This window comes from Paraburkholderia sp. SSBN10T, assembly GCF_056619545.1.
The window spans coordinates 1-26,287 of sequence record NZ_JBWQQI010000001.1 but is presented as its reverse complement, the minus strand read 5'-3'; the positions used below and the strand labels follow the sequence as shown (position 1 = coordinate 26,287).

The window sequence follows — 26,287 nt, the reverse complement described above, 5'->3', positions numbered from 1 at the left end:
GTGACATCCTTTAGGCAGCTTCCGACAGCAGCGCGTGATACAGGTCAGCTTCGTTCAATCGGTCGGCCTGATATTCGTTGGCGACGCGTCCTTTCTTCATCATCAGGATACGGTCGCAGTTCTGCAGCAGTTCGGGCAGGTCGTCGCTGATCAGGATAATGCCGATACCGCGCTGCGACAGGCGCTGCATGATCCGGTAGATGATGTCCTTGGAGCCGACGTCCACGCCCACCGTCGGCCCGTGCAGGATCAGCACGCGCGGATCGATAGCGAGCCAACGGCCGATCAGCACGCGCTGCTGGTTGCCGCCCGACAGCGACTGGACAGGCTTGTCGACATCCGGCGTGGCGATCTGCAACTCCTTGACGGTCTCGACCGCGAGCGCTTGCGCACGGGTCCGGTCGATCTGGCCGAAGCGGTCCCGCAAGCTTGAGATCATCGCGGTGATCACGTTGTCGCGAATCGGCTTGTCGAGAAACAGCCCTTCGTTCAGCCGGTCCTCCGGCACATAACCAATGCGGTGCGCCTTGGCGTCCGATGGCGTGCGCAGCGTAATGCGCTTGCCGTCGAGCACGATCTCGCCGTGATGAGCCGGCGCCACACCCGCGAGCGAGCGCGCCAGTTCATTGCGGCCCGAATCCAGCAGGCCCGTGATGCCGAGAATCTCGCCACGGTGCAGCGCAAACGAGACATCGGCAAACTGCCCGTTGCGCGTCAAGCCGCTCACGTCGAGCACGACTTCTTGCCCGTAAGCGCCTTCGCGATAACGCTCGCTCGACAGATGCCGCCCCGTCATCAACTCGCTGATCTGCGCCTTCGTATAGTTCGTGATCGGCCCCTGCGCCATGGTCTGGCCGTCGCGCAGCACGATCACCTCACCGCCGATCGCATAGCATTCGTCCAGCTTGTGGCTGACGAACAATACCGTCACGCCGTGTGCGCGCAGATTGCCCAGCACGGCAATCAGGTTATCCACTTCCTTCTGTGTGAGCGACGTCGTGGGCTCGTCCATGATGACGAACTTCGCTTCGCTCGCAATCGCCCGCGCAATGGCGACAAGCTGACGCGTCGCGAGCGGCAGTTGTTCGACGAGCGTCGCCTGGAACGCCGCGTCGCCGGCCAGGCCGACCGAGGCCAGCGCCCGCGCAGCGGTATTCGCCAGCGCGCGGCGGTCGAAGGTGCGGGTCAGGCGGCCGTTGTGCTCGGCCAGCTCCGAGGTCAGCCCAACGTTTTCGGCCACGCTCATATTGGGAAGCAACGAGAGATCCTGATACACCGTCTCGATGCCCGCCGCGAGCGACTCCAGCGCCGACAGCCGCGCGTGCCGCACGCCCTCGATCACTAGCTCGCCTTCATCGGGCGGCTGCGCGCCCGAGATGATCTTGATCAGCGTGCTCTTGCCACAGCCGTTTTCGCCCAGCAGGTGATAAATCTGCCCGCGCTCGAACGACAGGCTCACGCCACGCAGCGCGTGCACGCCGGTAAAACGCTTGTGCACACCGACAACCTGCAGGAACGGCACAGAAGCAGCGTCTGAATTCATGGTTCCACCGCAACCTTCAAAGATGCGTCCGTCATCCGATACATGGGCGGACGCACCGTTACACAAGAATCGGCAACATACCCGGCAAACGCCGGAGCGCACCCTGTTTTCCTGCTTCAGGCACGGCCCGGCGCACAGCAACAACGCGAGTCGCGCCTAGAACGGGAAGTTCTTGTAGTTGGACTTGTCGACATTCACCCAGCCCTGGCCACGCACGATAATGCCCTTGCCCGGCCCCTTGGTGACGCTCACCTTGGTGTAACCCGGAATGCCCAGGTCGTCGCCGTCGTGCACGGTCTTGCCCTGGGTCAGCATCAGCGCAATCTTGTTCATGGCGATGCCCGCCAGCTTCGGATCCCAGAAGGCAATGCCGTTGATCGCGCCGCTTTCGAGGAACTTGCCGGCCTCAGTCGGCAGACCCGTGCCGTACACGCAAATCTTGCCTTGCATACCGGCTTCTTCCACTGCGCGGCCAATGCCGATCACATCCAGCGACGACGAGCCCTGGAAGCCCTTCAGGTCCGGATGCTTGCGCAGCACTTCCTTGGCGACTTCATAGGCGCGCTCGCCGTCGTTGTTGGTTTCGAGCTTCGGCTCGACCAGATCCATCTTCGGATACTTTGCCTTGGCGTTGCCGATGCCGCCATCCGCCCATTGCACCTGCGAGCGGCTGCCCAGCGAGCCGACCAGCACCGCCCATTTGCCTTCGTCGTGCATGCACGAGGCGAGGCGCTCGTTCAGACCCGCGCCGTACGCCGTGTTGTCGAACGCTTCGATATCGACCATCGTGTTCTTTTCGTTGTCGGCCTCGTGCGTGACCACCTTGATGCCGCGATCCATCGCCTTCTTCAGTGCCGGTTCAAGCGTCGGCGGATCGTAGGGCACTACCGCCAGCGCATCGACCTTCTTGGCGATCAGGTCTTCGACGATCTTCAGTTGCTGGGCCGCGTCGGCCTGGCCCGGGCCGGTCTGATACACCGTGACGCCGGGGTTGTCCTTGCCGAACTGCTTGACGCCGTCGTCCATCCGGTTGAACCAGTTGATCCCGGTTACCTTGACCACGGTGACGATCGTCTCGTTGGTCGCGGCCTGCGCCGCGGCGATGACTCCTACCGCGAAAACGCCTGCGGCGATCGCGACGCTCAGTCGATTCAATTTCATGCCATGTCTCCTTTTTTCTTTCGCTATCGCCCTGCTTCACGGTTGCGAACATCCAGGGCTCCGATGTCCGCCGCGTACTCAACCCGCTTCCTGCTAAACCCGCTTTTAAATCTTTACTCAACCTTGCCCAAGCGCCAAAGCAGTCACAGCCGCTAACGCTTCGCGCTCGCGTCCGGGCGCGCAAGACCGAAGATCGCACTCACCCGCTCGCCACCGGCGAACGCCAGCGACAACAACAGCAGAAAGCCCCATGCACAATCGCCGAAGAACTGCGACACGCCGAGCAGATTGAACAGGCTCGCGAGAAACTGCAGCACCGTGGCGGCAAAGAACACCGAGATGATGCGACCGCGGCCGCCGGCGGGATTCACACCGCCCATCACCGCAATCAGAATCGAGATCAGCAAATACGAATTGCCGTAATCCCATTTCGCGCTCGACGTATGCGTGGCGCTGATCAGACCGGCCAGCGAGGCCAGCACGCCGCACATCGTATAAGTGGCGATCAACATGCGGGCGCGCGGAATGCCCGCGTAAAACGCCGCTTTGGGATTGGTGCCCATCAGGTAGAGACGCAGTCCGAACGGACTGCGCCTGAGCAGCCAGCCGAGCACGACGATCGCGGCAATGAAGATGAGGAAGGAAATCGGCACCTGGAACGCCGTGCCGTTACCGATATCCGAGAGCTGGTCGACGTATTCCACCGGTACCGACGCACCGTTGCTCAACACCACGGCGATGCCGGTAAACAGCAACTGGGTGCCGAGCGTGCAAAGGATCGGCGTGAGCCGCAGCTTCGCGATCACGACGCCGTTCAGCAAACCGCCGAGCAGCCCCATGGCCAGCACGATCGCGCAAAACAGCGCGGTATAGGCGACGGGCGAGGCGTCGCTGCTGATGAGCTTCGGCACCAGCAGCGCTGCGACCATGCCCGACAGATTGGCGAGGCCGACGCCCGACAGGTCGATGCCGCCGTTGCCCGAAATCATCGAAAGCATGATGCCGAGCGCGAGCAGGCCGAGTTCGGGCAACTGGCCGCCCATCGACTGCAGGTTGTCGATATCCACGAACTGGCCGTGCGACAGACCCGTCGCGACCAGCACCACGAGGACATTGACGGCCAGCAGGAAATTCAGTTGCCGGTCGCCGAACAGTTTTCCAACAGCGAACGAGGACTTCATGGTGAAGACAGACTCCTTCAGACTGCAGCAAACTTCAGTGGGCCTTCAAGGTGCGATGCATGCGCCTGTGGGGCCATGCCGATCGAACCTCATGTGCGCATTCAGTGCGCGGACACCGCTTGGCCCGCTTGATTCAATAACTGGTTCACTTCGCTCAGGGTCGGCATCGACGGCGCCGTGCCGGGCCGCGTCACGGAGATACCGGCTAGCGCACAACCGAAGCGCATCGCCTCAACCGGAGCGGCGCCGCGCGCCAGCGCCGCAGCGAAGCCGCCGGTGAAACCGTCGCCCGCCCCCGCCGTTTCCACCACCCGGCCGCATTGAAACGCCGGCACCAGCACGGATTGCGTTGCCGAGTGCAGCAGTGCCCCAGCCTCGCCGAGCGTCACGATCACGGTGCCCACGCCCTTGGCCAGCAGCACCTCGGCGGCGCGGCGCGCGTCGTCGGCGTTCTGGATCGGCACGCCGGTCAACGCGGCGGCCTCGGTTTCGTTCGGCGTGATGTAGTCGCACAGCGGGAAAATAGCGTCGTCGAGCGGCAATGCGGGCGCCGGATTGAACACCGTGGTGACACCGTGCCGTCGCGCGACTTCAAGACCGCGCCGCGCGGCGGCAAGCGGTTGCTCCAGTTGCGTGACAAACACCTGGGCGGCGGCGATGTCGGCTTCGATGGCGTCGACGTCGGCCGCATTCATCGTTCCTGCCGCACCGGCCGCGACGATGATCGCGTTCTTGCCGTCGGTGTCGTCGACAAAAATATGCGCTGCGCCCGTGGAGACACCCGGCACTTCCGTGGCGCGAGCGGTGATACCTTCGGCGGCCCACGTCGAGCGCGCAATGGCGCCGAACGCATCGTTGCCGATGCGCGTGCAGAACACCACCTGCGCGCCTGCCCGCGCTGCCGCTACAGCCTGATTCGAGCCTTTGCCGCCCGGCCCCATCGCGAAAGCCGAGCCGGCGATGGTCTCGCCGATCAGCGGCATCCGTTCGGCGCGGAAGGTCAGGTCGGTCACGTAGATGCCGAGGATGACGACGCGCCCGTTCGATTCGGACTGCGTACTCATTTGCCCTGCTCCGTGCGCGCTACATCTGGTGCCAGCAGCACCCCTTTCTTGAACACAAAGCAGCCATAGCCGCGCCGCTCGCCGGTTGCGATCACGCAATACGCGGCTTTCGCACGCTCATAGAACGCGAACCGTTCGATCGAGCCAAACGGCAGCTCACGCCCTTCGGCAGCGTTCACTTGCGCTTGCGCTTCCCGTTGCACGACGGGAATGGTGTCCGGTTCGCCCACCACTTCCATGCGCAGCGCCGGATGCTCGACAAAGGTATCGAGCGGCAGCACGGACAATACCGCGCGAACCGCGCTTGCGGCATCGGCGCCGTCGATACGCAACAGCTTGCCTAGCACCGTTGCACGCGCAACGGAGTCGGCCGGGAAATTCGCATCGCAAATCACTACTTCGTCGCCATGCCCCATCGCGCGCAGCGCGTACAGGACATCGGCGTTCAACAGCGGGTCCAGATTCTTTAGCACAGTGTCTCCTCCATGTTCGATCGGCCTGCTGCCCGTCCACGCCCGGACGGTCAGTCTCCGTATGGGATCCAGATATTCTTCACTTGTACAGCCTGACGCAGCCACTCCGGCCCTTCGCTCGAACGGTCGAACCAGTCGAACTGGCGGCCATGATCGACAAAGGTACGCTTCAGGTTGCCGACGGACGCGCGCTCGACCAGCGCCGAATCCGCCGCGCTGCCGAAGCACCAGAGTGCGTCGACGTCGTCGTGTTTCGCCAGCGCGGGCAGCAAGACCGCCCGCTCGCCCGTTACGATGTTCAACACACCAGCGGGGATGTCCGAGGTTTCGACCACCTGATACAGGTCGGTCGCGGTCAAGGGAGAAGCTTCGCCCGGCAGCACCACCACGCGATTGCCCATCGCCAGCGCCGGCCCCACCAGAGAAACGAAGGCCAGCAACGGCGCTTCATCCGGACACGCCACCCCGATCACGCCGAGCGGTTCATGCATTGCCAGCGCCACGCCGCGCAGCGGCGGCGTATGCACCGCGCCGTCGAACTTGTCGGCCCACGCGCCGTAGGTGAAGAGCCGCGTCACGGCAGCTTCGACCTCTGCATGCGCCGCAGCTTCGGTCACGCCGGTGCGCACCACCAGTTGCCGGGCGAATTCGTCGGCTCGCACCGCCAGATTCTCCGCGAAGTAATACAGTACCTGAGCGCGATTGTGCGTGCTGGCCTGCGACCACTTCGCGGCGCCGCGTGCCGCCTCGACGGCATTGCGAATGTCCTTGCGGTTGCCCTCGCCCACTTCGCCGACGATCCCACAATCTGGGCCGTACACCGGCAACGAATAGCCGCCGTCGGGACGCACCTGCTTGCCGCCGATAAAGAGCTTAGCCGTACGATCGATCGGCGTGACGTTCGGGTGGCCCGCGTTAGGGTGGCCCGCATTCGGGTAGCCCGCGTCCGACGCAACCGCGCACGCATCTGCCGAAGCCACACGCGCCGATGCCGCGGCTGCAGAGCGTTCGGCCAGCTTAAGCCAGGCGCGCGGCTTGAGGTATTCATAAATGCCCTCGCGGCCGCCCTCACGGCCATAGCCCGACTCGCGATAGCCGCCAAAACCGACCGCCGCGTCGAACAGGTTGGTGGCATTGATCCAGACGACACCGGCTGCAAGCCTCGGCGCGACATCGAGCGCGCGGCCGATCGTCTCGCTCCAGACGCTCGCCGCAAGCCCATAGCGCGTATTGTTGGCCAGCGCGACCGCTTCATCGGGCGTGCGAAAACTCATCGTCACCAGCACAGGGCCGAAAATTTCTTCCTGTGCGAGCGTCGATGCCGGCGCCACCCCGGTGACGAGGGTCGGCGGGTAAAAACAGCCTTGCGCAGGCAGCGTGGCCTCCGGCGCTTGCCACACCGCACAGCCTTCGCGGCGGCCGGCTTCAACCAGCGATCGGATCCGTTCAAGCTGCACCGGATCGACAATCGCGCCGAGATCGATGCTCTTGTCGAGAGACGCCCCAACCCGCAGGGTCTCCATGCGGCGCTTGAGCTTCTCGATGAAACGCGCTTCGACGCCCTCTTGCACGAGCAGACGCGAACCGGCGCAGCACACTTGCCCCTGGTTGAACCAGATCGCGTCGACGACGCCTTCGACCGCGCCATCCAGGTCCGCATCGTCAAAGACGATGAACGGTGACTTGCCGCCCAGTTCAAGTGTCAGCGACTTGCCCGAGCCTGCCGTGACCGAGCGAATCTGCCGGCCCACTTCGGTCGAGCCGGTAAACGCGAGCTTATCGACCCCGGGATGCTCGACAAGCGCCGCACCGGTGCGGCCATCGCCCGTCACGACGTTCAGCACTCCTGCCGGCAAGCCGGCGCGATGCGCCAGTTCGGCGAACAGCAAGGCGGTCAGCGGCGTGTATTCGGCCGGCTTGAGCACCACACAGTTGCCCGTGGCGATGGCCGGGGCAATCTTCCATGCGAGCATCAGCAGCGGGAAATTCCACGGCACGATCTGGCCGACCACGCCGAGCGGCGCAAAGTCGGCGAACTCATTGTCCTGCAGTTGCGCCCAGCCGGCGTGATGCAGAAAGTGACGGGCCACGAGCGGCACGTCGATGTCGCGCGTCTCGCGAATCGGCTTGCCGTTGTCGAGCGCTTCAAGCACGGCGAACAGCCGGCTGTGACGCTGCACCATGCGCGCCAATGCATACAGATGGCGCGCCCGTCCGGCGCCGCCCAGTGCCAGCCAGCCAGGCTGCGCGGCGCGCGCGGCCGCCACCGCTGCGTCGATATCAGCGGCATCGCCCTGGGCGATATGCGCAAGCAACCCGCCCGTGGCAGGTTCGCGCGATTCGAAGCGCTCGCCCGAGGCCGGCGCGCGCCAGGCGCCGCCAATGAAATGCCCGAAGCCCGCCTCGTGCTGCGCCAGCCAGGCGCGCGCGGGCTGATCGTCCTCGGGTGCGGGACCGTACTCCATCGAAGAAAAATATTCGGCTACGCTCATGGGATCGGTCTGCTCAGGCAACGGGGTGACGGTTGAAGGCGGAGTAACGGCCGCTCACGTGGTGTTCAAGCTGGCGTTCGATGTCGGCAAGAAGGCTCGATGCACCGATACGGAACAGCTCCGGTTCGAGCCACGCGCGCCCCAGTTCCTCCTTCATGAGGATCTGATAGGTCAGCACGGATTTCGCGCTCGAGACGCCGCCCGCCGGCTTGAAGCCGATCACGACGCCGGTGCGCTCGTGATAATCGCGGATCATGCGCACCATCACCAGCGACACGTCGAGCGTCGCGTTCACCCCTTCCTTGCCGGTCGAAGTCTTGATGAAGTCCGCGCCGGCCATCATGCAGACCATCGAGGCGCGCGCCACGTTCGACAGCGTACGGATATCGCCGGTGGCGAGAATGGCCTTCAGATGTGCCGGGCCGCAGGCCGCACGGAAATCGCGCACTTCGTTGTATAGCGCTTGCCAGTTGCCTGTCAGCACATGTTCGCGCGTGACGACGATATCGATTTCCTGCGCGCCATCGGCCACCGACGCTTCAATCTCTTTCAGCTTCAACGGATGCGGGATCAGTCCGGCCGGAAAACCCGTGGACACCGCGGCAACCGGAATGCCGCTGCCTTGCAGCGCGTCGACCGCGGCGGCGACGAAGCGGTGATACACGCACACCGCGCCGGTGGTAATGGTCTGCGGCGCGATGCCCAGCGCGCTGAGGAGGTCGGCGCGCACCGGTTGACGCGCTTTCGCGCAAAGGCGCCGCACGCGGCCTTCGGTGTCGTCGCCGTTCAAGGTGGTCAGGTCGATGCAGGTGACGGCCTTCAACAGCCAGGCCGCCTGCGCGTCTTTCTTGACGGTGCGGCGCGTCCCGAGCGTGGCCGTGCGCCGCTCGACCGCGGACTGATTGACGCGCAGGCCGTCGAGCCAGGCGGCATCGAACGGCACGCCCGGATTGCGTTCTGGATGAACGGCCACGCCGCGCCGCAGCGCGATGACCGACGAAGACGAAGAAGGGGCTTCAGGCATGGAACGTCCGTGATTTTGTGCGGTGCACAGCAACGGCTGATGGTTTATTCGCAACCATCGTACATCGAATGATAGGATCGTAACAAGTGGCGTTACGATCATTTCCTTATCTGGGATTTATGCGATTTGCGTGGGTGGCGCGCAAACGAAACCGGATTTGAGCCCAACAAACCGGGTTTCGGAGTGGCCAATGGGCCGCCATCTGCGACGCTCAATGCCGCATCAAGGACCACAACAGCAGCGCCAGCAACGCCACCACGACCGATTGCCAGAACAGAACCGGATCGCTTTCGAGCAAGGGCACGCGCCGAACCGGTGCCGTCGCGTCTCGACCGCTCGAAAAACGTTCGAGATCAGCGCAGACTTCGAGTACGTCCTGATACCTGCGCGCCGGATCGGGCTGTAGCGCTTTCTCGAGCACCAGGTCGAGCCATTGCGGCGCGTCGGCCCGGTACTGATAAAGCGGCACACGGCCATTGAAGCCGTAGGGCAGCTTGCCGCCGCTGAACAGCCGGTACAGCGTAACGCCATACGCAAACACCTCGGAGCGCGCATCGCCCTGCGCGCCCTTCATCAACTCAGGCGCCATATAAGCGGGCGAGCCCGGAGCGGTATCGGGCCCCGGCAACTGCATGCCCGGCATATAACCGAAACCGAGATCGAGCAAGCGCGTGCTATCGCCCCGCATCACCAGCACATTCTCGGGTTTGATATCGCGATGGAAGATATTGCGGCGGTTTAGCGCGTCGATCGAACGGCCCAGTTGCTGCGCGATCCCAAGCGCACGCATCAGCGAAATGGGTTGAGGCGCCGCCAGCAGTTTTTCGAGCGTGATGCCTGCGCCGAGCGGCATCACCACATAGAGCCGGGTTTGCCGGTCGGCATCGACCGGCATCGGCGCGAGCACGCCATCGTCGTCGATCTTGCCTGCCAGCCAGCGCTCGCGCACGATCGACTGGCGCACGTTCTCGTCCTGCCCCACCCGAGGCCTGGGAAACTTGAGCGCCAGCGGCGTGTTCGGATCGGCCAGATCGTAGCCGGCGAAAATCCTCGAATAGAAGCCATCGCTCAATACGCTCGTGAGCAGATATCCATCGACCACCTCGCCGGCGTCGGGCACAGCCGGAATCGGCAAGACACCCACCACCCGCTCGAGGTAGCCGACATCGAGCGAAGGCAGGCCGCCCACATCGAGCACCGCGCTCGTCACGTCGTCATGCGAGCCTCGCGTCACCGCCAGCGCGCCAAGCCGGCGTGCCGTGTCGAGCGCACCGCCGCGCGCCGCCAGCACCGTCTGCAACTCGCGCATCGGCACGCGGCGATAGAGCCCGTCGGAACACATCAGCAGGCGGTCGCCCTCGCGCAGCTCAAGGGTTTCGATGCGAGTCACCAGCGCCGGCAGCATGCCGACCGCATGCGCCACATAAGAACCAAAGGCGACCGGCACTACGTCGTCGTCGCCGACCTGGGTCAGTTGACCATCGCGCAGCAGATAGAGCCGCACATCGCCGGCCGCCACCAGATACGCGGTCGCGCGGCGCACGATCAGCGCTGCAAAGGACGCGGCCATCTGCGTCAGCGCGGGATCGACGCGCCCCATCTGATGCAGCCAGCCGTGTATTGCCTCAAGCGCGCGCGCCGCGGCCACGCCGGGCTGCAAGGTGTCGGGGAGCCCATAGTAGGCATCGATAAAGGTCCGCACCGAGAGCTCGGCCGCCACCCGTCCGCCCTTGCTGCCGCTTACGCCATCGGCCAGAGCGATCACGCTGCCACGAGCAACGCGCGCCGCCAGATCGCCGAGCATCACGCCGATGTAGTCTTCGTTGATGTGATCCTGCCCGCGTCCGCGGGCAGGGCAAGAGACACAACCGATCTCGAGGGCAGCGCACTCGCCGCGCTCCGGCCGCAACTGCAGGTCGATTTCCTCGCCGCTCGTTCCGCGACGGCTGGCGGCCCTTCCCTCCGGATCGTCCGGCATCCGGCCCGTGTTCGGTGCGGACAAGCTATCCGGGGAGAAGGGTTCATTCATCTACTTTTTGCCATGGGTCATCACGTCGCTTGTTTCCAGATCGTGCTCGATCTTCTCGAGCACCTGCGGCGAGCGCTTCTTGAGCATCATCAGCCAGACTGCGCCAACCAGCATATACGCGACGAACAGATAAGGGAGGATGTTATACGGATAATCGGGCACCGGATACACGCTGCCGATCACCGCGCCGACCATCGCCAGTGCGCCGAGCACGCCCCACAGTACGTTGATCGATTTGAGCTCGCCTTGCTTCTTCAGATAAACCGGCGCCGCGATTGCAACCAGGAAATACACGACCAGGAAGCCAAAGGTCGCAAACGTACTCGTATAACCGAAGGTGTTGAGCGGCCCCGTGCCGAGCATCGCAATGCATACGACGAAGGTCACGATCGAGGAAAATGCAACGGCCAGGTACGGTGTCTGGTGCGTGCGGTGCACCATGCCCATCGAGCGGTGCACGAACTGATAGCGGCCCATCGAATACAGCAGGCGGCTGGACGAGTTGATGCACGCAAGCACGCACGAGAACGCGCTGACCGAGGCGATCAGATAAAACACCGGGCCGAGCGGCGAGGCGCCGACACTCGTGAGCAACGTGCTGAGCACGGCCGAATCGCCGCCGAGCTTGGCTGCGTCGTCGTGGTAGGCGATCGTCATCGAATAGGCCACGAACATGAAGAATAGGCCCGACAGGATCACGCACCAGACCACTGCACGTGGAATGACGCGCAGCGGGTTCCGGGTTTCCTGGCCGAGCGAGGCCGCACTCTCGAAGCCCACGTACGAGAAGATGCCGAGCACCATGCCCTGTGCCATGCCCTTGCCGCTCACGCCCTGCAGTCCCAGTTGCGTATGGTCGACGATATGGTCCGGGTGCAGTGCGAGCACATAGATCAGCACACCGCCGACGATCACCACCGAAGCGGCTTCGATCGCCAGCGACAGGCGCGAGGAGAGCTTCACGTCACGTGCCGAGAAGAACCAGGCCAGGCCGATAAAGATTGTGTAGATCGCCCACGACGGAATAGCGATGTTCCAGGCCGAAAAGGCGTTCTGCACGAACACCACGCCTGCGGCGCCAACCCCCATCGCCGTACCCACGTAAGCCGCGATCAGGCCCCAGCCGGCAATGCCACCCGCCATCGGCCCAAGCGCGCGCGAAATATAGATAAAGAACGAACCCGCCGACGCGATCCGGCTCGAGAGCGCGATGATGCTCATGCTCACCAACAGCAGCCCGAGCGTCGAAAGACCATAAATCAACCATGTTCCCGCGCCGGCCAGCGCCGCGATGGCTGTCACGTTGATCGACGGCGTGAAGGTCGGCGAAAGGTTCGCGATGGATTGGCCAATGACCTCGGGAAAACCCAAAGTACCGGCGCGTAGGCCGCCGGAAGGTGCCGGCGCTGCTTGCGTAGTGCTTTGTGGAGTGCTCATGTAGGGCTCCTGATAGATGGATGAATCAAAGCTAGATGCGCTCAACTTTTGCACAGTCAAAAATCTCGAAACAACTTATTTCATTTGATCCATCCGGGAATCCACGACGTACCCGCGAGCGGCACGCGCGCCATCGCCGCAGCTTCCACAGTCACAGCGACAAGATCCTCAGGCTCCAGGTGATGCACGTTCTGCTTGCCGCACGCACGCGCGATCGTCGTCAGTTCCATGTTTAGCGTCTTCAGGTAGTTGCGCACCCGGCGCGCCCCTTCCTCCGGTTGGACACGCTGTTCGAGCACCGCATCCTGGGTGGTCACGCCGACCGGGCACTTGCCCGTGTGGCAGTGATGGCAGAAACCCGCCGACGTGTTCAACGCCGCGTAATCCGCCGCTGCCGAATGCAGCGCGCCGTTCTGGAAGTAGGTGTCGCTGTTGCAGCCGAGCGCCATCAGCATGCCCTGCCCGATCGCCACCGCGTCCGCGCCGAGCGCCAATGCCTTCGCCACGTCAGCACCGGTGCGGATGCCGCCCGATACGATCAGTTGTACCTGGCCTTTCATGTTCAGATCTTCGAGCGCGTCCACTGCCTGACGAACCGCGGCCAGCGTCGGAATACCGACGTTCTCGATGAAGCAGGTCTGCGTCGCCGCCGTGCCGCCCTGCATCCCGTCGATCACGACCACGTCCGCGCCCGCATGCACCGCGAGCTTGACGTCGTTGAACGTGCGGGTTGCGCCGACCTTCACGTAGATCGGCTTTTCCCAATCGGTGATTTCGCGCAGTTCCTGAATCTTGATCGTCAGATCGTCCGGGCCGGTCCAGTCCGGATGACGGCTCGCCGAACGCTGATCGACACCGGCCGGCAACGTACGCATCGAAGCGACGCGCGGATTCACCTTTTGCCCGAGCAACATGCCGCCGCCGCCCGGTTTCGCGCCCTGACCGATCACGATTTCGATCGCGTCGGCACGGCGCACGTCGTCCGGGTTGAAGCCATAACGCGACGGCAAGCATTGATAGACCAGTATCTTCGACGAGCGGCGTTCCTCCTGCGTCATGCCGCCGTCGCCGGTGGTGGTCGAGGTGCCCATCGCCGTCGCGGCCTGGCCCAGCGCTTCCTTCACGTTCGCGGACAGCGCGCCGAAGCTCATACCCGCCACCGTGACCGGGATGTCGAGCACCACAGGTTTTTTGGCGAAGCGCGTGCCGAGCACTGTCTGCGTCGCGCATTTCTCGCGATATCCCTCGAGTGGATAGCGCGACAGGGAGGCACCGAGAAACAGCAGATCGTCGAAATGCGGCACGCGGCGCTTCGCGCCCAGACCGCGAATTTCATAGAGGCCGCGCTGCGCAGCGGCGTGGATATAGTCGATCGTCTTGCGGTCGTAGCCTTGCGACTCTTCCTGCTGCAAGCGGGCGAAGTGAACGGGTTTGGCTTCCATGGGGACCTTCTTCGAGAGCGTGTGTTCAATATTCCTGATTCGCGTCGGCGTTCCAGTGATAGAGCGTGCGAGCGGAAGCGATCCGTTTGAACGACGCCGGGTCGTGGTCCATGCCGGCGGCGGTGAGCAGTGCGCGTACGGCGTCGAGATCGGCCTGCGTCATCGGCTCGTATTGCGCGTCCGCGCCGAGCGATTTCACTTCGCCGCGCACGTACAGCACTGCCTCGTAAAGCGAGTCGCCGAGTGCGTCGCCCGCGTCGCCGCAGATCACCATGCGTCCGGCCTGAGCCATGAACGCAGAAAAGCTGCCCACCGATCCCCCCACCACGATATCGCCGCCCTTCAGCGAAATACCGCAGCGCAGACCCGCATCGCCGTCGATCACCAGCAGGCCGCCATGCGCCGAAGCGCCTGCACCGTTCGACGCGAAACCCTTCACATGCACCTTGCCGCTCATCATGTTCTCCGCGACGCCGGTGCCCGCGCTACCGTCGATCTCGATCGTCGCGTGTTTGTTCATGCCGCCCGCGTAATAGCCGGCGTGACCGGCGATCGTCACCCGCACCGGCGCATCCACACCGACAGCGAGGTTATGCGCACCGTTCGGCGCGACGACCGTCACCGCCTGGCCCTCCAGTTCGCTCGCCGGCTTGTGCAAGAACTGGTTCAACTCACGAACCGTCGTGCGCTCCAGATCGAAAGTCAGGATTTCCATACATACATCTCCTCAGGTGCGGGTTCGAAGACCCTGGCGTTCTTGATATCGGGCAGATGCGCGAGCGAACGGAACTCGGAAGCGATCGCGACGTAGTCGTCGTTTTCCGCGACCACCGCCGGCTTGCACGCGAACGGATCGCGAATCAGCGCGAGTTCGGTCGAGGTACCCATCAGAAACGTGTAAAAGCCGTCGAGTTCTTCGAAGCCTTTCTGCAGTGCGACCGGCAGCGTGTCGCCTTCGCGCAGCCGCCATTCGAGAAAGCGGCAGGCGGCTTCGGTGTCGTTGTCGGTATCGAAGTGAATGCCTTGCGGTTCGAGCTTGCGGCGCACGCCATGCGCGTTCGACAACGAACCGTTGTGAACCAGACAGAAGTCGTCGCCGGCCGTGAATGGATGGGCGCGGTCGGGCGTCACTGCGGATTCGGTCGCCATGCGCGTGTGGCCGACCAGATGCGTGCCCTTCAGGTTCGCAAAGTCATAACGCCCGGCGACTTGCGACGGCGAGCCGATATCCTTGTACAGGTCGATCGAGCGGCCGCTCGAGAGCAGATACAGCTTCGGATAGCGTTCACGCAGCCACGTCTTCACACGCTCGACGTTGCCTTGCACCGTCATCACTGCGTGATTGCCTTTCGAGTCGACGCGCGCGGTGACGTCCATCGCCGCGTTCAGCGCTTCCACCAGCGGCTGCCAGGCGAAATCCGCGCCTTCTTCGGTGAAGCCCGCGTAGAGGCTCAGCTTGCGCTGGCTCGCATCGACCGGCTTGCCGAACACCGCGAGACCCGCCGAGTCCGGTCCGCGCTCGGTCATGCCGATCAGCATCGGCACCATCAGTTCGCCCAGCCGCTCGCGCAGTGCAGGCGTCTTCACCAGCAAGCCTACAATTCCGCACATGGTGGTTCTCCTTAGAAAAATTCGAGGTAGGTCTTCAGTTCCCAGTCCGACACGTGGCGCATATATTCGAGCCACTCCATCCTTTTAAGCTTGAGGAATTCGTCGACGACCGGGCCGAGCGCGTCGCAGATCACTCGATCGCTTTCGAGTGCGTCGAGCGCCTGTTCGAGGTTTTGCGGCAGCACGCCGATGCCGTGTTCCGAGAGCTGGACGGGCGACCACTCGTACAGGTTTTCGTTGGCCGGCTCGCCCGGCGACATGCCGCGATCGATGCCGTCGAGTCCCGCCGCAATCACCGCCGCGGTCGCAAGATAGGGATTGCATGAACCGTCGGGCAGCCTCAGTTCGATACGCTCGCCAGGCATGCGCACCATCGTCGAGCGGTTGTTGTCTCCGTAGCTGATGTAGGCCGGCGCCCACGTTGCGCCCGTCAATGAGCGGCCGACCACGAGGCGCTTATACGAGTTCACCGTCGGATTGCACAGCGCAGTCAGCGCCGGTGCGTGCGCGAGCAGACCGGCCGTGAACTGGTAGCCGAGCGACGAAAGCCCCATGCCGAGCTGGTCCGCCGGATCGGCGAACAGGTTGCGCTCGCCGTCGCCGATCGACATATGCATATGCATGCCATTGCCTGGGCGGTTCGCGAACGGCTTGGGCATGAACGAGCAGATCATGCCGAGTTCATTGGCGATCTCCGAGGCCGCCATCTTGAAGAACACGTAGTGATCGCAGGAGGTCAGGCAATCGGTATACGTGTAGTTGATTTCGAACTGCCCGTTGGCGTCTTCGTGATCGATCTGATAGACATCGATGCCTACTGCGCGCATCGATTCGGTGAGCCTTTCCAGGAAGACACGCGTACGCGAGAGACCCTTGTAGTCATAGCACGGCTTGGCGAGCGTATCGCTCGGATCGCACGGCTCCAGCGTGCCGGACGCCGAACGGCGCAGCAGCGAAAACTCCGGCTCCAGACCGGTGAAGAGGGTCCAGTTGCGTTCGGTCATTTTCGCAACCGCCTTCTTCAGCGTCACACGCGAATCGTATTGCCATGCCTGACCACCCACGTGGCCGTCGCAGACGATCCGTGCCAGACCCGGCTGCCACGGCACCGGCGTGAGCGTCGCCAGGTCGCCGACGGCCATGTAGTCGGGACCGTTCGGCTCGATACCGACACCCCAGATGGCAAACCCCGCGAAACCGGCGCCCGCTTTCAACACGCTCTGCAGATGACTGACCGGCACCGACTTCGCCTTGGCCACGCCGTGAATATCGACAAACTGCGCAAGCACGTACTTCACGCCCTGCTGCGTCAGATAAGCTTGCGCCTCTTCCGCCGAACCGAACCGGGGCACGCATCCGAGTTCGTTGACCGGCAGCTTGGTCGCATCGTTCAGGTTCATCGCCGCTCCTTGCAACAACAGTGTTGGTGGGTTGGGCAAGCCACACGCAACGCATGTGACCAGGCTATGCAACGCGCTTTCGAACGGCGCTTGCCACACGTTTCAAAGCCGTCTTCAATCGGACGGCAAATTTATTGGCGATAAACTAGGATTCCCACGGTGAAACTCTTCGCGCGCGCCCCGGCGCTGCGATCTGCTACGCTTTCCCTTTTCCTGAGGCCTACATGCAAACCGGTGAAGACAACAACACGCCGCTCGAACGCTACCTGGGTATCACCATTCGCGAGCTACGCCAGCGCCACGGTCTGACCATCGCCCAGGTCTCCGCGCAGGCCGGCATCAGCCGCGGCATGCTCTCGAAGATCGAGAACGCACAGACCGCCGCCGGCCTCGACGTACTCAACCGCATCGCCCAGGCGCTCGGTGTTTCGCTCTCCACGTTGTTCCGCAATTTCGACGTGCCTCAAGGCGGTGCACAGCTCGTTCAAAAGGGCGCCGGCATGGAGGTCGTCCGCAAAGGCACCAAACGAGGTCACACCTATCACCTGCTCGCATACGACCAGGGGCCGCGCAAGCTCTTCGAACCCTTCCTGATCACGATGGAGGACGAGGCCGAGCGCTTTCCCGTGTTCCAGCACCCGGGAACCGAATTCATCCATATGCTCAAGGGCGTGATCGAATACCGCCACGGACAGCAAACCTACATCCTGCATCCCGGTGACACGCTCACCTTCCAGGGTGAAATACCCCACGGTCCCGAACGTCTGATCAAGACGCCCATTCAGTTCCTGTCGATCTTTGTGTACCCACAATCGAGCGCCGACTGATCTCGCGCTGCGTCCGGTCGCAACCCCTGCGCAAACCAATGCAACGTTTATGCCATGTTTATCTTGGTGAATCAAAAATTCCCGCGAATAAACGCCTTGAGCGTAATGAGGCTTGCTCGGCCTTCAGGCTGCAAGGTTCGTTGTTCGACTGCGGTGCACATCCTTGTTGCGGCTGGTGCGACTTTGCACAAAAACGAGATGTGCGGTTAAGCTGGGTCAAAAGCAACGCTTATACAAATAACGCCTTGGCCGCGGCCTTAGCGCAACGCGTCGTCCGGCAGATCGGGCAGCACACGCGCCAGTGACGGCCGGATTGCGTTGTCCAGTACGCCGCGCGTCAGCATGACGATGTCGCCGGCGAACTGATCCCATTCGCCTTGCCGGTGCAGCAGAAAGAAATCGCGCCGCCCAAGGCGGCTCGGCGGCAACGGCATCACCGCGATATCGTCAAGGTAGTGACGCGCCTGCCACAAACACAAGGGCGTCGAAATCGCGAAACCCACGCGTGCCGCCACCAGACTCAGCAGCGGATCGGTGGCATCGAACTCGTAACGACGCGGACTGTTGATCCCCAGGTGCCGCGCGAAACGCTCGACCTGCTGGCCGATCACCGAGCGCGCCGTGTAGCGGATCAGCGGCATTTCCATGGCGAGCGTGCGCCAGTCGCCAGGACGGCGGCCATTTAGATGGCTGCGCGCCACTACCGCGACAAACGCTTCGGAAAATAGCGGCACTTCGACGATCCTTGCATCGGTCAGCGTGGTCTGCGTGCAGATCGCGATGTCCAGTTCGCGATCGTGCAACTGCTTGCTCAGGCCCGGCGTCAGGCCTGACCACATTGAAATCTGCCGCTCCGAATTCGACACGGCGCGGATCAACTCCGGGCCGACAGTCGCCGCGAACGAATCGACACAGCCCAGCCGCATCGGCATCTTGCCCGCGTGCGACGCATCGCCGATGCGGGCGGCGACCATCTTCGCATGCTCGATCAGCGGGTCCGCCAGTTCGAGCAGCGCGCGCCCCGCCACGTTCGGCCGCGGCGGGCGGCTCTCGCGGTCGAACAGCGTCAAGCCCTGATCGCGCTCCAGCGCGGCAATCGATTGGCTGATCGCGCTTTGGCTCACGCCGAGCTGCTTGGCAGCGCCCGACATCGATCCGCTGTCGCACACGGCGACGAAAGCCTGCAGCGCGCGCAGATCGATCGGGGTCGGGGTTCGTCTCATGGCTTGCTCCGCTCGCGTCGGTGACTTGCCGGTCATCCTGTGCAGCACCGAAGCATGGTGCCGAGGTTCGCAGGGCCGGTGGTCAGGATGAGAAATTGCATTGGCTCCCTATAAGTTTGCCTAATACAAAATTAGCGCGCCCGGCGTTTTCCTAGAATTCGCCTCATTGCCCACCTGGAGGTCTACATGACTCACTACGACTTCATTGTGATCGGCGCCGGCGTCATCGGCGCGTCGGTCGCCCATCATCTCGCCGCACAAGGCGCGCAGAGCGTGCTGGTCGTCGAGCGGGGCACGATCGGCGCGGGCACCACCTCCCAGTCGTCCGGCCTGCTGCGCACGCATTATTCGGTACGCCAGAATGTGGAACTTGCGCGCTCGTCGTGGAGCGCGTTCAACAACTTCGCCGAATACGTCGGCGACGACGAAGCGTCCTGCGGCCTCGTCAAATGTGGCTATCTGATCTGCTCGCCCGAGGGCGACAAGCTTGAGCCGCTGCGCGCCTCGCTCGCCGCGCAGCGGGACATGGGCATCGAAGTGCAGCTACTCGACAAGGCTGAGGCACGCGAGCGCCTGCCGATCGCGAGCTTTGATGACGCCGCGCTGATCGGCTTCGAACCGGAAGCGGGCTTTGCCGACGCCTATCTGGTCGCCAGCGGCTTTGCCCGTTCGGCGCGCCGGCGCGGCGTCAAGATCATGGAAGGCGTCACGGTGACGGGCCTCATCCGCGAGGGACTCCGGATCACAGGCCTCGAGACGAGCGCCGGCCGCTTTGGTTGCGGCACCCTCATCAGCACCCAGAACATCTGGACACCTGAACTCACCGCGTGGATCGGCGTGCCTCTACCGGTCAAGCCGGAGCGTCACACGGTACTCGCACTCGAATGCGAGGGCGCCGCATACTCGTTCAAGATGCCTGCGTTCAAGGACCTGGGCTCGACCGGCATGCTCTACTACCGCAGCTATGGCGGCAGCCAGATGCTCGTGTCCGAGGGCGTGGTCGGCGAAACGCTGAGCTCGCCGGAAACTGAACAGGGGGAGATCTCGCTCGACTATGTCGCCGAAGTCGGCACCCAGGTCGCCGAGCGCTTCCCCGCTTATGAAGCTGCGGGGCTCGCTTCGTCGTGGACCGGCGTCTACGACGTGACGCCCGACTGGAATCCCGTGTTGGGCCAGGTCGCCGATATCGAGGGACTTGTGGTCGGCTTCGGCTTCTCCGGGCACGGCTTCAAGCTCTCGCCTGGCATCGGCAAGATTCTCGCCCAGCATGCGCTCGGTCAGCCCACCGACGTGTCGCTCGCACCCTATGCACTCGACCGGTTCGCCAGCGGCGCTCTGCTGGTAGGCAAATACGGCTCCGGCTCTGTCTCCTGATTTAAAAATGCTCCAGCCATGACAATCAGCGTGCCGGCTCCAGCCAGGCGGGCTTTTGTTTGCCCATTGGTATTTTTACCAGGAACGTGAATCGGGCACGACGGGGCGATTCGAAGCAAACGCGGCAGGTTCATGCGAAGATCGCGGCTGGCTCGCACAGTGCCCTGTGCGGTGCCCGAAAACCCGTTTCCCCCGTGGAGTGGCTGCACCATGATTGACGAAGCTCACGTCGTGAGCACATTGGCGTCCCGTGCGATCGTGCCCGACGCCAGCCAGCGCGCAGCGATCGCCGCACTCGTCGCGCTGCTCGGCGGGCCCGCGCTGCGCAAAACGCCGCGTCGGGCGCAAACGTCAGTGGGCGTCTATTGTCATGGCTTGCCGGGACGCGGCAAGAGCCTCGTAGTCGATACCGTGTTCGAGCTGGCCGGATGCGCCAGGAGGCGCATCCACTTTCATGAGTTTCTGCGCGAGATGAACCGGCGGCTCGTCAACGAACCGCGCGGCGACGACCGGCTCGGCTCGGTGTCGCGGCAATGGCTGGATGGCATTGCCTTGCTGTGCTTCGACGAATTCCATGTGCACGACATCGCCGACGCGTTCCTGATCGGCCGCTTTCTCGAAGTCGCGCTTGAACTCGGCACGCGCATCGTGCTGACGTCGAACTATGCGCCGCGGGGTCTGCTGCCGAATCCGGAATTCCACGAGCGCTTCGAGCCGACCATCGGGCGCATCGAGCAACACTTCACAGTGATTCATTTCGACGGCGCGCGGGACTATCGCTTTAGCGGCGCGGCCGCGCAACGGCCGCGCTTTTTTGCGCCGCTCGACGCGAATACCGGCGCGCAGGTGCGGCAACTCTTCGTGCAGGCCGAAGGCGAGGACGCCTTGAAGCCGCAGACGCTGTCCGCCGCAGGCCGGCCATTGCGCGTGCTTGCCGCCGGGGCCGCGCTGATGTGGGCGGGGTTCGATGAACTGTGCACCGCGAACCGTTCGCATCTCGACTATCTGGACCTGGCCGAGCGCTGGCAAGGGTTGATCGTCGATCAGTTGCACACGCATGCGCTCGCCAAAGCGCACACGCTACAGCGTTTCGTGTGGCTGGTCGATATTTTCTACGACCGCAAGCGGGCGCTCTTCATCGCCTCGGATCAGCCGATTGCAACCGCGCTTGGCGGGCTCGAAGGCGCGCACGATCTGTCGCGCACGTTGAGCCGGCTCGCCGAGATGCAATCGCGCACTTACTCGAACCCGTTCGACGGGGCGCAGGCTGCCTCCGAAGCGACGGCTTGTCCCTAACGATACGCCTCAACGCCGCGCGAACGCCGTCGTCAAACGGCTGGTGGTCGCTTTCTGCGCGGCGTCGTCCTTGGCGAAATCGGGGCTGCCGCCGACCTTGTTCATCTCCGGGTTTTTTGCCATCTTCGTTTCGATCGACATCTCGATCATCCGCTGCATCGTGTAGATCGATTCGCCGCGGCCCATGCCGGTATCGCGCAGCAGTTGATACGCGGTCTTCATTCCGGGATCCTTATCGATCATCGCCGCGAACTGTTTCTGGCGCGACTTGCGCGTGCCGTTCGGCGTATTCATGATCTCGTTCCATTTTTCGGCATGCTGTGCGGACTTGACCGGATCGCTCGTCCCCATGTGATAGTCGACCACGGCGTACGCGTGCTTGCCGACCACGTCGCGCTTTTCCTTCTTCGCAGCCGTCGATTTCCGGTCGTCGATCATCGAACCCGGGAAAAGTCTGCCGAAGGTCTCCTTGCCCGCCTGCGCCCGCGCCTGCTGACGGAACGCGAGATGCGTGTCCTTGATCACCTTGTCGCTCGCATCGCCGAGATCGCTGATGATCTTCTTGTTCGCTTCCGTGGCGTTCGGGCCCGCGTACTGCTCGGCAAAGGCATGGCGCTTCTGCAGCTCATAGCTGCCGACCACCTCCGCCTTGTCGTTGCGCATGCGCTGCTTGAGGCCGCGAATGCCCTTCGCGACGTCGAGCGAGCTGACGCCCGACAGCGCGCTGCCGGCGATGCGCTGGCCCGCTGCGGTGGCGGCCGCATGCGAGCCCGCAACCGCCACCGACGCGCCATGCGTGCCGATCGCGGTCGCCGTCGCGGCGCTGATCGCCACGGAATTGCGGATGAATTCGTACGCGGCGCGATTGCGCTGCTTAGCCGCCACGTCGTCTTTGAGGAACGCGGTGAGCAGCACATTTTTGGCGTGAGCGCTCTCGTTCTTCAAAGCGGGATCTTCCGAACTGGCGAGTTTTTGCACCGCTTCCATGTCGTATTCGAGCGGGACGGGCTTGTTGCCGGTGGTACCGCCGTTATGAAGATCGCCGACCTTCTTGATGGCATTCTTGCGCTTGAAGATCATCGTTTCCGGATGGATCGGCTCACTGCTCGCCCGCCTGGTTTCGAACTTGGCCAGATCGTCCTTCAGCATGCTGTCGAGCTGGGTGCCATAGCGCTTCTTGCGCTCCGACGCGGCGAAAAACGCGTGACCGTTGACCACTGCGCCGATCGCTTCGTGCGCCGCCGTCATGCTGCCGCCCACCACCGCGCCCGCTGCTGCGCCTGGCGTGGTGTGGGTGCTGATGCCAACCGCTGCTGCAATCGAAGCATCCGGGCGCAGCTTGTTGGTTTCGAGCAGCGAGAAGCCCGGCTTGTCGCGATCGACCGGTTGCCCCAGACGTTGGCGTTTGGCGGGCATCTGGAAGCCGGGATCTTCCGGCGCCGCGTTCTCTTCAGGCGCGGCTTCGGTTTCGATGGAGGGCGCGCGCGATGGCGGTTGTGAGGGAGCGGACGGTCGCGTGTGCGAGGGACCGGCCACGCTTTCTGTGTGGCGTGGCGGCTGCGGCGTCGAAGCTTTCGAGGTCTGTGGATGCTCTTGTGATGTGCGAGGAGGAGGCGGCGCTGGCCGGGTCGGCCTCGCGGGCGTCGTATCACCCGTTGTTGGCGCAACGACATTCTGCTGCACTCTCGGCTGCGCCCGCAGAGGCGACTTTGGCGGAACGGGCGGTGCGTCGCCACGATTCTGCTGCACGACGGCTTGCGTTCCCGGTTGCACCCCGCCCCGCGCCAATTGCGCCCGCAACGGCGACTTTGGCGGCCTAGCAGGGACCGTCGATGCGTCGGCGGTATGCGACGTCAAGGATGTCGCCCTACTCGCGCCGAACGTCGCCCCGCCGCGAGACGTACTGGTCTCGCCTTGCATCTGCGAGGCCGAATGCTCCTGGAGGCGGGCAAGCTGAGGCGTCACCGAGCCCTTATCGGTCCGCGCCTGCATATCGGGTTTCTTGTTCTGCTGCGTCTGCTGGCTGTCGACGGGGCTGCTGTCAGCCCCCCTCACTGTGGGCGAAGCGGTCTTCTGAGTACTCAGCATGGAATGTCTCGTCGACGATGGGTTCGGCGTAACACGCGGCCTGCCTCGCGCTTCGCGTCGTTACGTCCTCGGATGAACACGGCGGATCTGAACGGATGAGCACAGCCCACCCCGCGCGTCCATCATAGGATTCGTCCAGCCGATGGCTCATGCCACTTACGAAGGGAGATGCGAAAACCCGAAGCTTCGACACTGCCCTGGCGAACGGCAATTTGCAGGCGGATTTAAACCGGCGTCATGCCTCATGCGGCCTGGGCGCCGCAGGTTCACCGGTCCTCTCGCTCACCCCTGCAGTGCGGCCTTGCCGCCTTGCCTCGCGCGTTTCGCCCTGGGCGACACCCGCGCCGGCAAGGCCGACAGCCGCATCATGTGGCGCAGCGCCATCATCGCGCCGATCGCTTCAAGCACGCCCGCCGGCACCCACATGATGAGACCGCCGAGGCTCTGGTCAAGCGCAGGCGGCAGCGACGTGAACGCACGGCCGCACAACGTAAACACCGGATAGAGGTCTTGCGAAGAAAACGTGATGATCGCGCCCACCAGGATCTGCGGCGTCATCGTGATGACCGGCGACAGAACCCGCAGACCGGGCCGGGTGCGGCTCGGCGGGCTCGGACGATGATCGAGCAGCATCCACCAGTAAAGCAGCCCGCTCACCGCCACCGACCAGTTCATGAACGTGTAGATGCGCCAATCCAGCATGGCGATGAACTGGATCGACGGAATCAGCCAGAACACCACGGAGACGACAAACGCAGCGGAGATGAAGGTGGGATGCAGCACGATTGCCGCGACGAGGCGCACGGAGCGGCGGCGTTGCCAGCGTCGCAGCGCGCTGCGCCAGCGCGGCGGCAAGCCGGCGCGCAGGGCGCTGCCCGGGTAGGCGGCCATCAGGATCAGCGGCGCCAGATGGTGCAACACCAGGTGCTGGAGGCGATGCACGAAGAACTGGTGCTCGGCGTAATAGTCGAGCCGTGTGTGCAGCGCAATATAGAACAGCCCAAGGCCGCTCCAGAACGCCACCCGCCGAACCATGCCGATACGAAGGCGGCGCGAGCCGCGCGCAAACAGCACCGCCACCGCGACAAAAACGGCGACGAGCGCGAACGACGGCTCCCACGGATCAAGCAGGCGAATCAGCGACATGGTGAATTTGACGGTAACGCCGGGGCTGCGCGTCCGAACGGACGTATCGCACAAACAGCGCCACAGATGATAGCAGGGGTTTGCCGGCCGGGGCGCGCCCGCCGCGCGGGCTCACTTCACCCGTGTGAACGGGGTCATGCCGGTCATGGTAGGCAACACGAGCCTGTCGTGCTGCCTGTCGTAAATGACGTTCTCGGCCCCGCCCGTCGCATTGACCTCCAGCACGCCGTCACGATACGAAGCCGAGGCCATCGCGCCCTTCATTCCGCCTGCGGTGGTATTGGCGATGATGAAACCGTCGTCATTGCGGGAGATCTCTACGCTTTCCCGGCTTTTGGTGCTTTGCCACTTGCCGATAAACTCGTCGCCCTCCTTGTTGCCGCAGCCCGCCATCACGGCAAGCAGGACGGCAACCAGCATCACGACATACGCGCGAATCATGTTCTCCCCCTCTATTTATGATGGTTACGCCGCCCGGCCTTGCGAAGGGGCGCGAGGTGGTGGCGCTCGGGATAACGACAACCGGGTTAACGGCAATCCGGCGCACAACCTGAGGCTAGCGGCGCCGGCGCTTCCATGCGACCGACGGCTTGCGGCTCTCCAGCCCGGCTGCCCTGCGTTGTCCGTCGAGCATTTCGTCCAGCCGACGCGATTCCTTGTTGATGGAAAAAAGCTCCAGCAGGCAAGAGGCGATGAACAGCACAAAATTCAGGATCATCAATCCGATCACGACCTCGATCCAGTCACCCACAACACACCCCGACGGCACTCGACTCTTCACTCAATGTATCTGCCTCAACTAAAACGATGAGTCATAAAAATTCCGGACTCGTCGCATTGCTCATTCAATCAAACAGACAATTATTTTAAATGAAAATTCAACTAGACAGGCTTGTCTAAATTATGGATTTTTAAAAATATTTGTAATAATTCGTGAATTAACACCAATGGCTACTCATATTAGTGCAGCAAGATGATTCATCGTCTAGCAGGCCAGCGGCTCTCGTCTGTCCGGCGCCGTTCAGAAACTGCAGCATATAAAGCGCACGGGAAACAATCGGAAAAGTGCTGAGTGTTCCCCACACCCATTCCGTCTAAGCAATTGCAGAATCAATATAAAAATGTTGTAAAAATTCCGATCTTCTTGCGCCTCTAAACGCTATGCACTCCTTATTCGCTCCGGCATGATGGAATTGAATGTTTTCCGGGGTTTGAACCGTTCGTTCCGGTGCACCCGGATATGCGCGCTGAGGGCAGCTCGGAATCGTGGGGGGATCGGGCGGGCGCCCGGCAATCCGTTGAGGATGTGTTACCGGAGCCGCAGGCTAGCGGCGCCGGCGGCTCCATGCAGGTGAACGGGACAGTTAACGGGGGCTTGCGTTGAACGAAAAACGGCAGCCCGGGGTTGCAACACCCCAGGCTGCCTTGCCTGCCCTATCTCGTCACTCAGAAGGTCGCAGACGCGCTCGCGCAACT

At 63.2% G+C, this 26,287-nt stretch carries 21 protein-coding genes; 3 read left to right on the top strand and 18 right to left on the bottom strand.

The window, feature by feature from the left end:
• Positions 1-10: 10 nt before the first annotated feature.
• The 13 genes from AC1ECK_RS00105 to glnT all read right to left on the bottom strand — a co-directional run bounded on the left by AC1ECK_RS00105 (position 11) and on the right by glnT (position 16,857).
• Positions 11-1,543 carry a sugar ABC transporter ATP-binding protein gene (locus AC1ECK_RS00105; RefSeq protein WP_480314671.1) on the bottom strand — a complete coding sequence of 511 codons (1,533 nt, stop codon included), beginning with the start codon at positions 1,541-1,543 and terminating at the stop codon, positions 11-13.
• A gap of 156 nt (positions 1,544-1,699) precedes the next feature.
• Positions 1,700-2,704: a substrate-binding domain-containing protein gene (locus tag AC1ECK_RS00100; RefSeq protein ID WP_480314669.1), complete on the bottom strand. Its 1,005-nt coding sequence runs from the start codon at positions 2,702-2,704 to the stop codon at positions 1,700-1,702.
• A 152-nt stretch (positions 2,705-2,856) separates the two neighbouring features.
• Complete coding sequence (locus AC1ECK_RS00095) at positions 2,857-3,885, bottom strand: ABC transporter permease (protein WP_480314667.1); 1,029 nt, start codon at positions 3,883-3,885, stop codon at positions 2,857-2,859.
• A 101-nt stretch (positions 3,886-3,986) separates the two neighbouring features.
• Positions 3,987-4,949: a ribokinase gene (rbsK, locus tag AC1ECK_RS00090; protein ID WP_480314665.1), complete on the bottom strand. Its 963-nt coding sequence runs from the start codon at positions 4,947-4,949 to the stop codon at positions 3,987-3,989.
• Entirely contained in the window at positions 4,946-5,422 is a 477-nt protein-coding gene (locus AC1ECK_RS00085) for an RbsD/FucU family protein (protein WP_480314663.1), read from the bottom strand. The genes rbsK and AC1ECK_RS00085 overlap by 4 nt, the downstream gene beginning before the upstream one ends.
• Positions 5,423-5,472: 50 nt before the next feature.
• Positions 5,473-7,914, bottom strand: coding sequence for an aldehyde dehydrogenase family protein (locus tag AC1ECK_RS00080; RefSeq protein ID WP_480314661.1), 2,442 nt, complete (start codon positions 7,912-7,914; stop codon positions 5,473-5,475).
• 13 nt (positions 7,915-7,927) lie between these two features.
• Positions 7,928-8,938, bottom strand: coding sequence for a deoxyribose-phosphate aldolase (gene deoC / locus AC1ECK_RS00075; protein WP_480314659.1), 1,011 nt, complete (start codon positions 8,936-8,938; stop codon positions 7,928-7,930).
• Positions 8,939-9,149: 211 nt separating this feature from the next.
• Positions 9,150-10,967 (bottom strand): bifunctional protein-serine/threonine kinase/phosphatase, encoded by a 1,818-nt coding sequence (locus AC1ECK_RS00070; RefSeq protein WP_480314657.1) that lies wholly within the window; start codon positions 10,965-10,967, stop codon positions 9,150-9,152.
• Positions 10,968-12,404 carry an APC family permease gene (locus tag AC1ECK_RS00065; RefSeq protein ID WP_480314655.1) on the bottom strand — a complete coding sequence of 479 codons (1,437 nt, stop codon included), beginning with the start codon at positions 12,402-12,404 and terminating at the stop codon, positions 10,968-10,970. It lies immediately after the preceding gene.
• 80 nt (positions 12,405-12,484) lie between these two features.
• A complete protein-coding gene (locus tag AC1ECK_RS00060; RefSeq protein WP_480314653.1) occupies positions 12,485-13,846 on the bottom strand; it encodes an FMN-binding glutamate synthase family protein in 1,362 nt (453 codons plus the stop codon).
• 25 nt (positions 13,847-13,871) lie between these two features.
• Positions 13,872-14,561 carry a protein glxC gene (locus tag AC1ECK_RS00055; protein ID WP_480314651.1) on the bottom strand — a complete coding sequence of 230 codons (690 nt, stop codon included), beginning with the start codon at positions 14,559-14,561 and terminating at the stop codon, positions 13,872-13,874.
• Entirely contained in the window at positions 14,549-15,457 is a 909-nt protein-coding gene (locus AC1ECK_RS00050) for a class II glutamine amidotransferase (RefSeq protein WP_480314649.1), read from the bottom strand. Before AC1ECK_RS00050 ends, AC1ECK_RS00055 begins: the two co-directional genes overlap by 13 nt.
• Positions 15,458-15,468: 11 nt before the next feature.
• Entirely contained in the window at positions 15,469-16,857 is a 1,389-nt protein-coding gene (gene glnT / locus AC1ECK_RS00045; protein WP_480314647.1) for a type III glutamate--ammonia ligase, read from the bottom strand.
• A gap of 224 nt (positions 16,858-17,081) precedes the next feature.
• Between glnT and AC1ECK_RS00040 the strand changes: the two genes are divergently transcribed.
• Positions 17,082-17,684 (top strand): helix-turn-helix domain-containing protein, encoded by a 603-nt coding sequence (locus AC1ECK_RS00040; protein ID WP_480314645.1) that lies wholly within the window; start codon positions 17,082-17,084, stop codon positions 17,682-17,684.
• Positions 17,685-17,941: 257 nt separating this feature from the next.
• Here AC1ECK_RS00040 and AC1ECK_RS00035 read toward each other — a convergent pair whose 3' ends face one another.
• Positions 17,942-18,907: a LysR family transcriptional regulator gene (locus tag AC1ECK_RS00035; RefSeq protein ID WP_480314643.1), complete on the bottom strand. Its 966-nt coding sequence runs from the start codon at positions 18,905-18,907 to the stop codon at positions 17,942-17,944.
• A gap of 186 nt (positions 18,908-19,093) precedes the next feature.
• Between AC1ECK_RS00035 and AC1ECK_RS00030 the strand changes: the two genes are divergently transcribed.
• Together AC1ECK_RS00030 and zapE are read left to right on the top strand one after the other, a co-directional pair.
• On the top strand, positions 19,094-20,281 hold the full coding sequence (locus tag AC1ECK_RS00030) for an NAD(P)/FAD-dependent oxidoreductase (protein WP_480314641.1): 1,188 nt from the start codon (positions 19,094-19,096) through the stop codon (positions 20,279-20,281).
• Between the two features lie 210 nt (positions 20,282-20,491).
• Positions 20,492-21,577: a cell division protein ZapE gene (gene zapE / locus AC1ECK_RS00025; protein WP_480314639.1), complete on the top strand. Its 1,086-nt coding sequence runs from the start codon at positions 20,492-20,494 to the stop codon at positions 21,575-21,577.
• A 9-nt stretch (positions 21,578-21,586) separates the two neighbouring features.
• Here zapE and AC1ECK_RS00020 read toward each other — a convergent pair whose 3' ends face one another.
• The 4 genes from AC1ECK_RS00020 to AC1ECK_RS00005 form a co-directional block, all read right to left on the bottom strand.
• Positions 21,587-22,993 (bottom strand): hypothetical protein, encoded by a 1,407-nt coding sequence (locus AC1ECK_RS00020; protein WP_480314637.1) that lies wholly within the window; start codon positions 22,991-22,993, stop codon positions 21,587-21,589.
• 954 nt (positions 22,994-23,947) lie between these two features.
• Positions 23,948-24,811, bottom strand: coding sequence for a cytochrome c oxidase assembly protein (locus AC1ECK_RS00015; RefSeq protein WP_480314635.1), 864 nt, complete (start codon positions 24,809-24,811; stop codon positions 23,948-23,950).
• 111 nt (positions 24,812-24,922) lie between these two features.
• Entirely contained in the window at positions 24,923-25,252 is a 330-nt protein-coding gene (locus tag AC1ECK_RS00010) for a DUF3876 domain-containing protein (protein WP_480314633.1), read from the bottom strand.
• Positions 25,253-25,367: 115 nt separating this feature from the next.
• The gene (locus tag AC1ECK_RS00005) at positions 25,368-25,562 is read right to left on the bottom strand and encodes a hypothetical protein (protein ID WP_480314631.1); all 195 of its coding nucleotides are present in this window, start codon (positions 25,560-25,562) and stop codon (positions 25,368-25,370) included.
• Between the last annotated feature and the right edge of the window lie 725 nt (positions 25,563-26,287).

What these genes read in the sequence shown, in the direction of transcription:
- AC1ECK_RS00105 (WP_480314671.1), bottom strand. Translation starts at nt 1,543, where the DNA reads ATGAATTCAGACGCTGCTTCTGTGCCGTTCCTGCAGGTTGTCGGTGTG.
- AC1ECK_RS00100 (WP_480314669.1), bottom strand. Translation starts at nt 2,704, where the DNA reads ATGAAATTGAATCGACTGAGCGTCGCGATCGCCGCAGGCGTTTTCGCG.
- AC1ECK_RS00095 (WP_480314667.1), bottom strand. Translation starts at nt 3,885, where the DNA reads ATGAAGTCCTCGTTCGCTGTTGGAAAACTGTTCGGCGACCGGCAACTG.
- rbsK (WP_480314665.1), bottom strand. Translation starts at nt 4,949, where the DNA reads ATGAGTACGCAGTCCGAATCGAACGGGCGCGTCGTCATCCTCGGCATC.
- AC1ECK_RS00080 (WP_480314661.1), bottom strand. Translation starts at nt 7,914, where the DNA reads ATGAGCGTAGCCGAATATTTTTCTTCGATGGAGTACGGTCCCGCACCC.
- deoC (WP_480314659.1), bottom strand. Translation starts at nt 8,938, where the DNA reads ATGCCTGAAGCCCCTTCTTCGTCTTCGTCGGTCATCGCGCTGCGGCGC.
- AC1ECK_RS00070 (WP_480314657.1), bottom strand. Translation starts at nt 10,967, where the DNA reads ATGAATGAACCCTTCTCCCCGGATAGCTTGTCCGCACCGAACACGGGC.
- AC1ECK_RS00065 (WP_480314655.1), bottom strand. Translation starts at nt 12,404, where the DNA reads ATGAGCACTCCACAAAGCACTACGCAAGCAGCGCCGGCACCTTCCGGC.
- AC1ECK_RS00060 (WP_480314653.1), bottom strand. Translation starts at nt 13,846, where the DNA reads ATGGAAGCCAAACCCGTTCACTTCGCCCGCTTGCAGCAGGAAGAGTCG.
- AC1ECK_RS00055 (WP_480314651.1), bottom strand. Translation starts at nt 14,561, where the DNA reads ATGGAAATCCTGACTTTCGATCTGGAGCGCACGACGGTTCGTGAGTTG.
- AC1ECK_RS00050 (WP_480314649.1), bottom strand. Translation starts at nt 15,457, where the DNA reads ATGTGCGGAATTGTAGGCTTGCTGGTGAAGACGCCTGCACTGCGCGAG.
- glnT (WP_480314647.1), bottom strand. Translation starts at nt 16,857, where the DNA reads ATGAACCTGAACGATGCGACCAAGCTGCCGGTCAACGAACTCGGATGC.
- AC1ECK_RS00040 (WP_480314645.1), top strand. Translation starts at nt 17,082, where the DNA reads ATGCAAACCGGTGAAGACAACAACACGCCGCTCGAACGCTACCTGGGT.
- AC1ECK_RS00035 (WP_480314643.1), bottom strand. Translation starts at nt 18,907, where the DNA reads ATGAGACGAACCCCGACCCCGATCGATCTGCGCGCGCTGCAGGCTTTC.
- AC1ECK_RS00030 (WP_480314641.1), top strand. Translation starts at nt 19,094, where the DNA reads ATGACTCACTACGACTTCATTGTGATCGGCGCCGGCGTCATCGGCGCG.
- zapE (WP_480314639.1), top strand. Translation starts at nt 20,492, where the DNA reads ATGATTGACGAAGCTCACGTCGTGAGCACATTGGCGTCCCGTGCGATC.
- AC1ECK_RS00020 (WP_480314637.1), bottom strand. Translation starts at nt 22,993, where the DNA reads ATGCCCGCCAAACGCCAACGTCTGGGGCAACCGGTCGATCGCGACAAG.
- AC1ECK_RS00015 (WP_480314635.1), bottom strand. Translation starts at nt 24,811, where the DNA reads ATGTCGCTGATTCGCCTGCTTGATCCGTGGGAGCCGTCGTTCGCGCTC.
- AC1ECK_RS00010 (WP_480314633.1), bottom strand. Translation starts at nt 25,252, where the DNA reads ATGATTCGCGCGTATGTCGTGATGCTGGTTGCCGTCCTGCTTGCCGTG.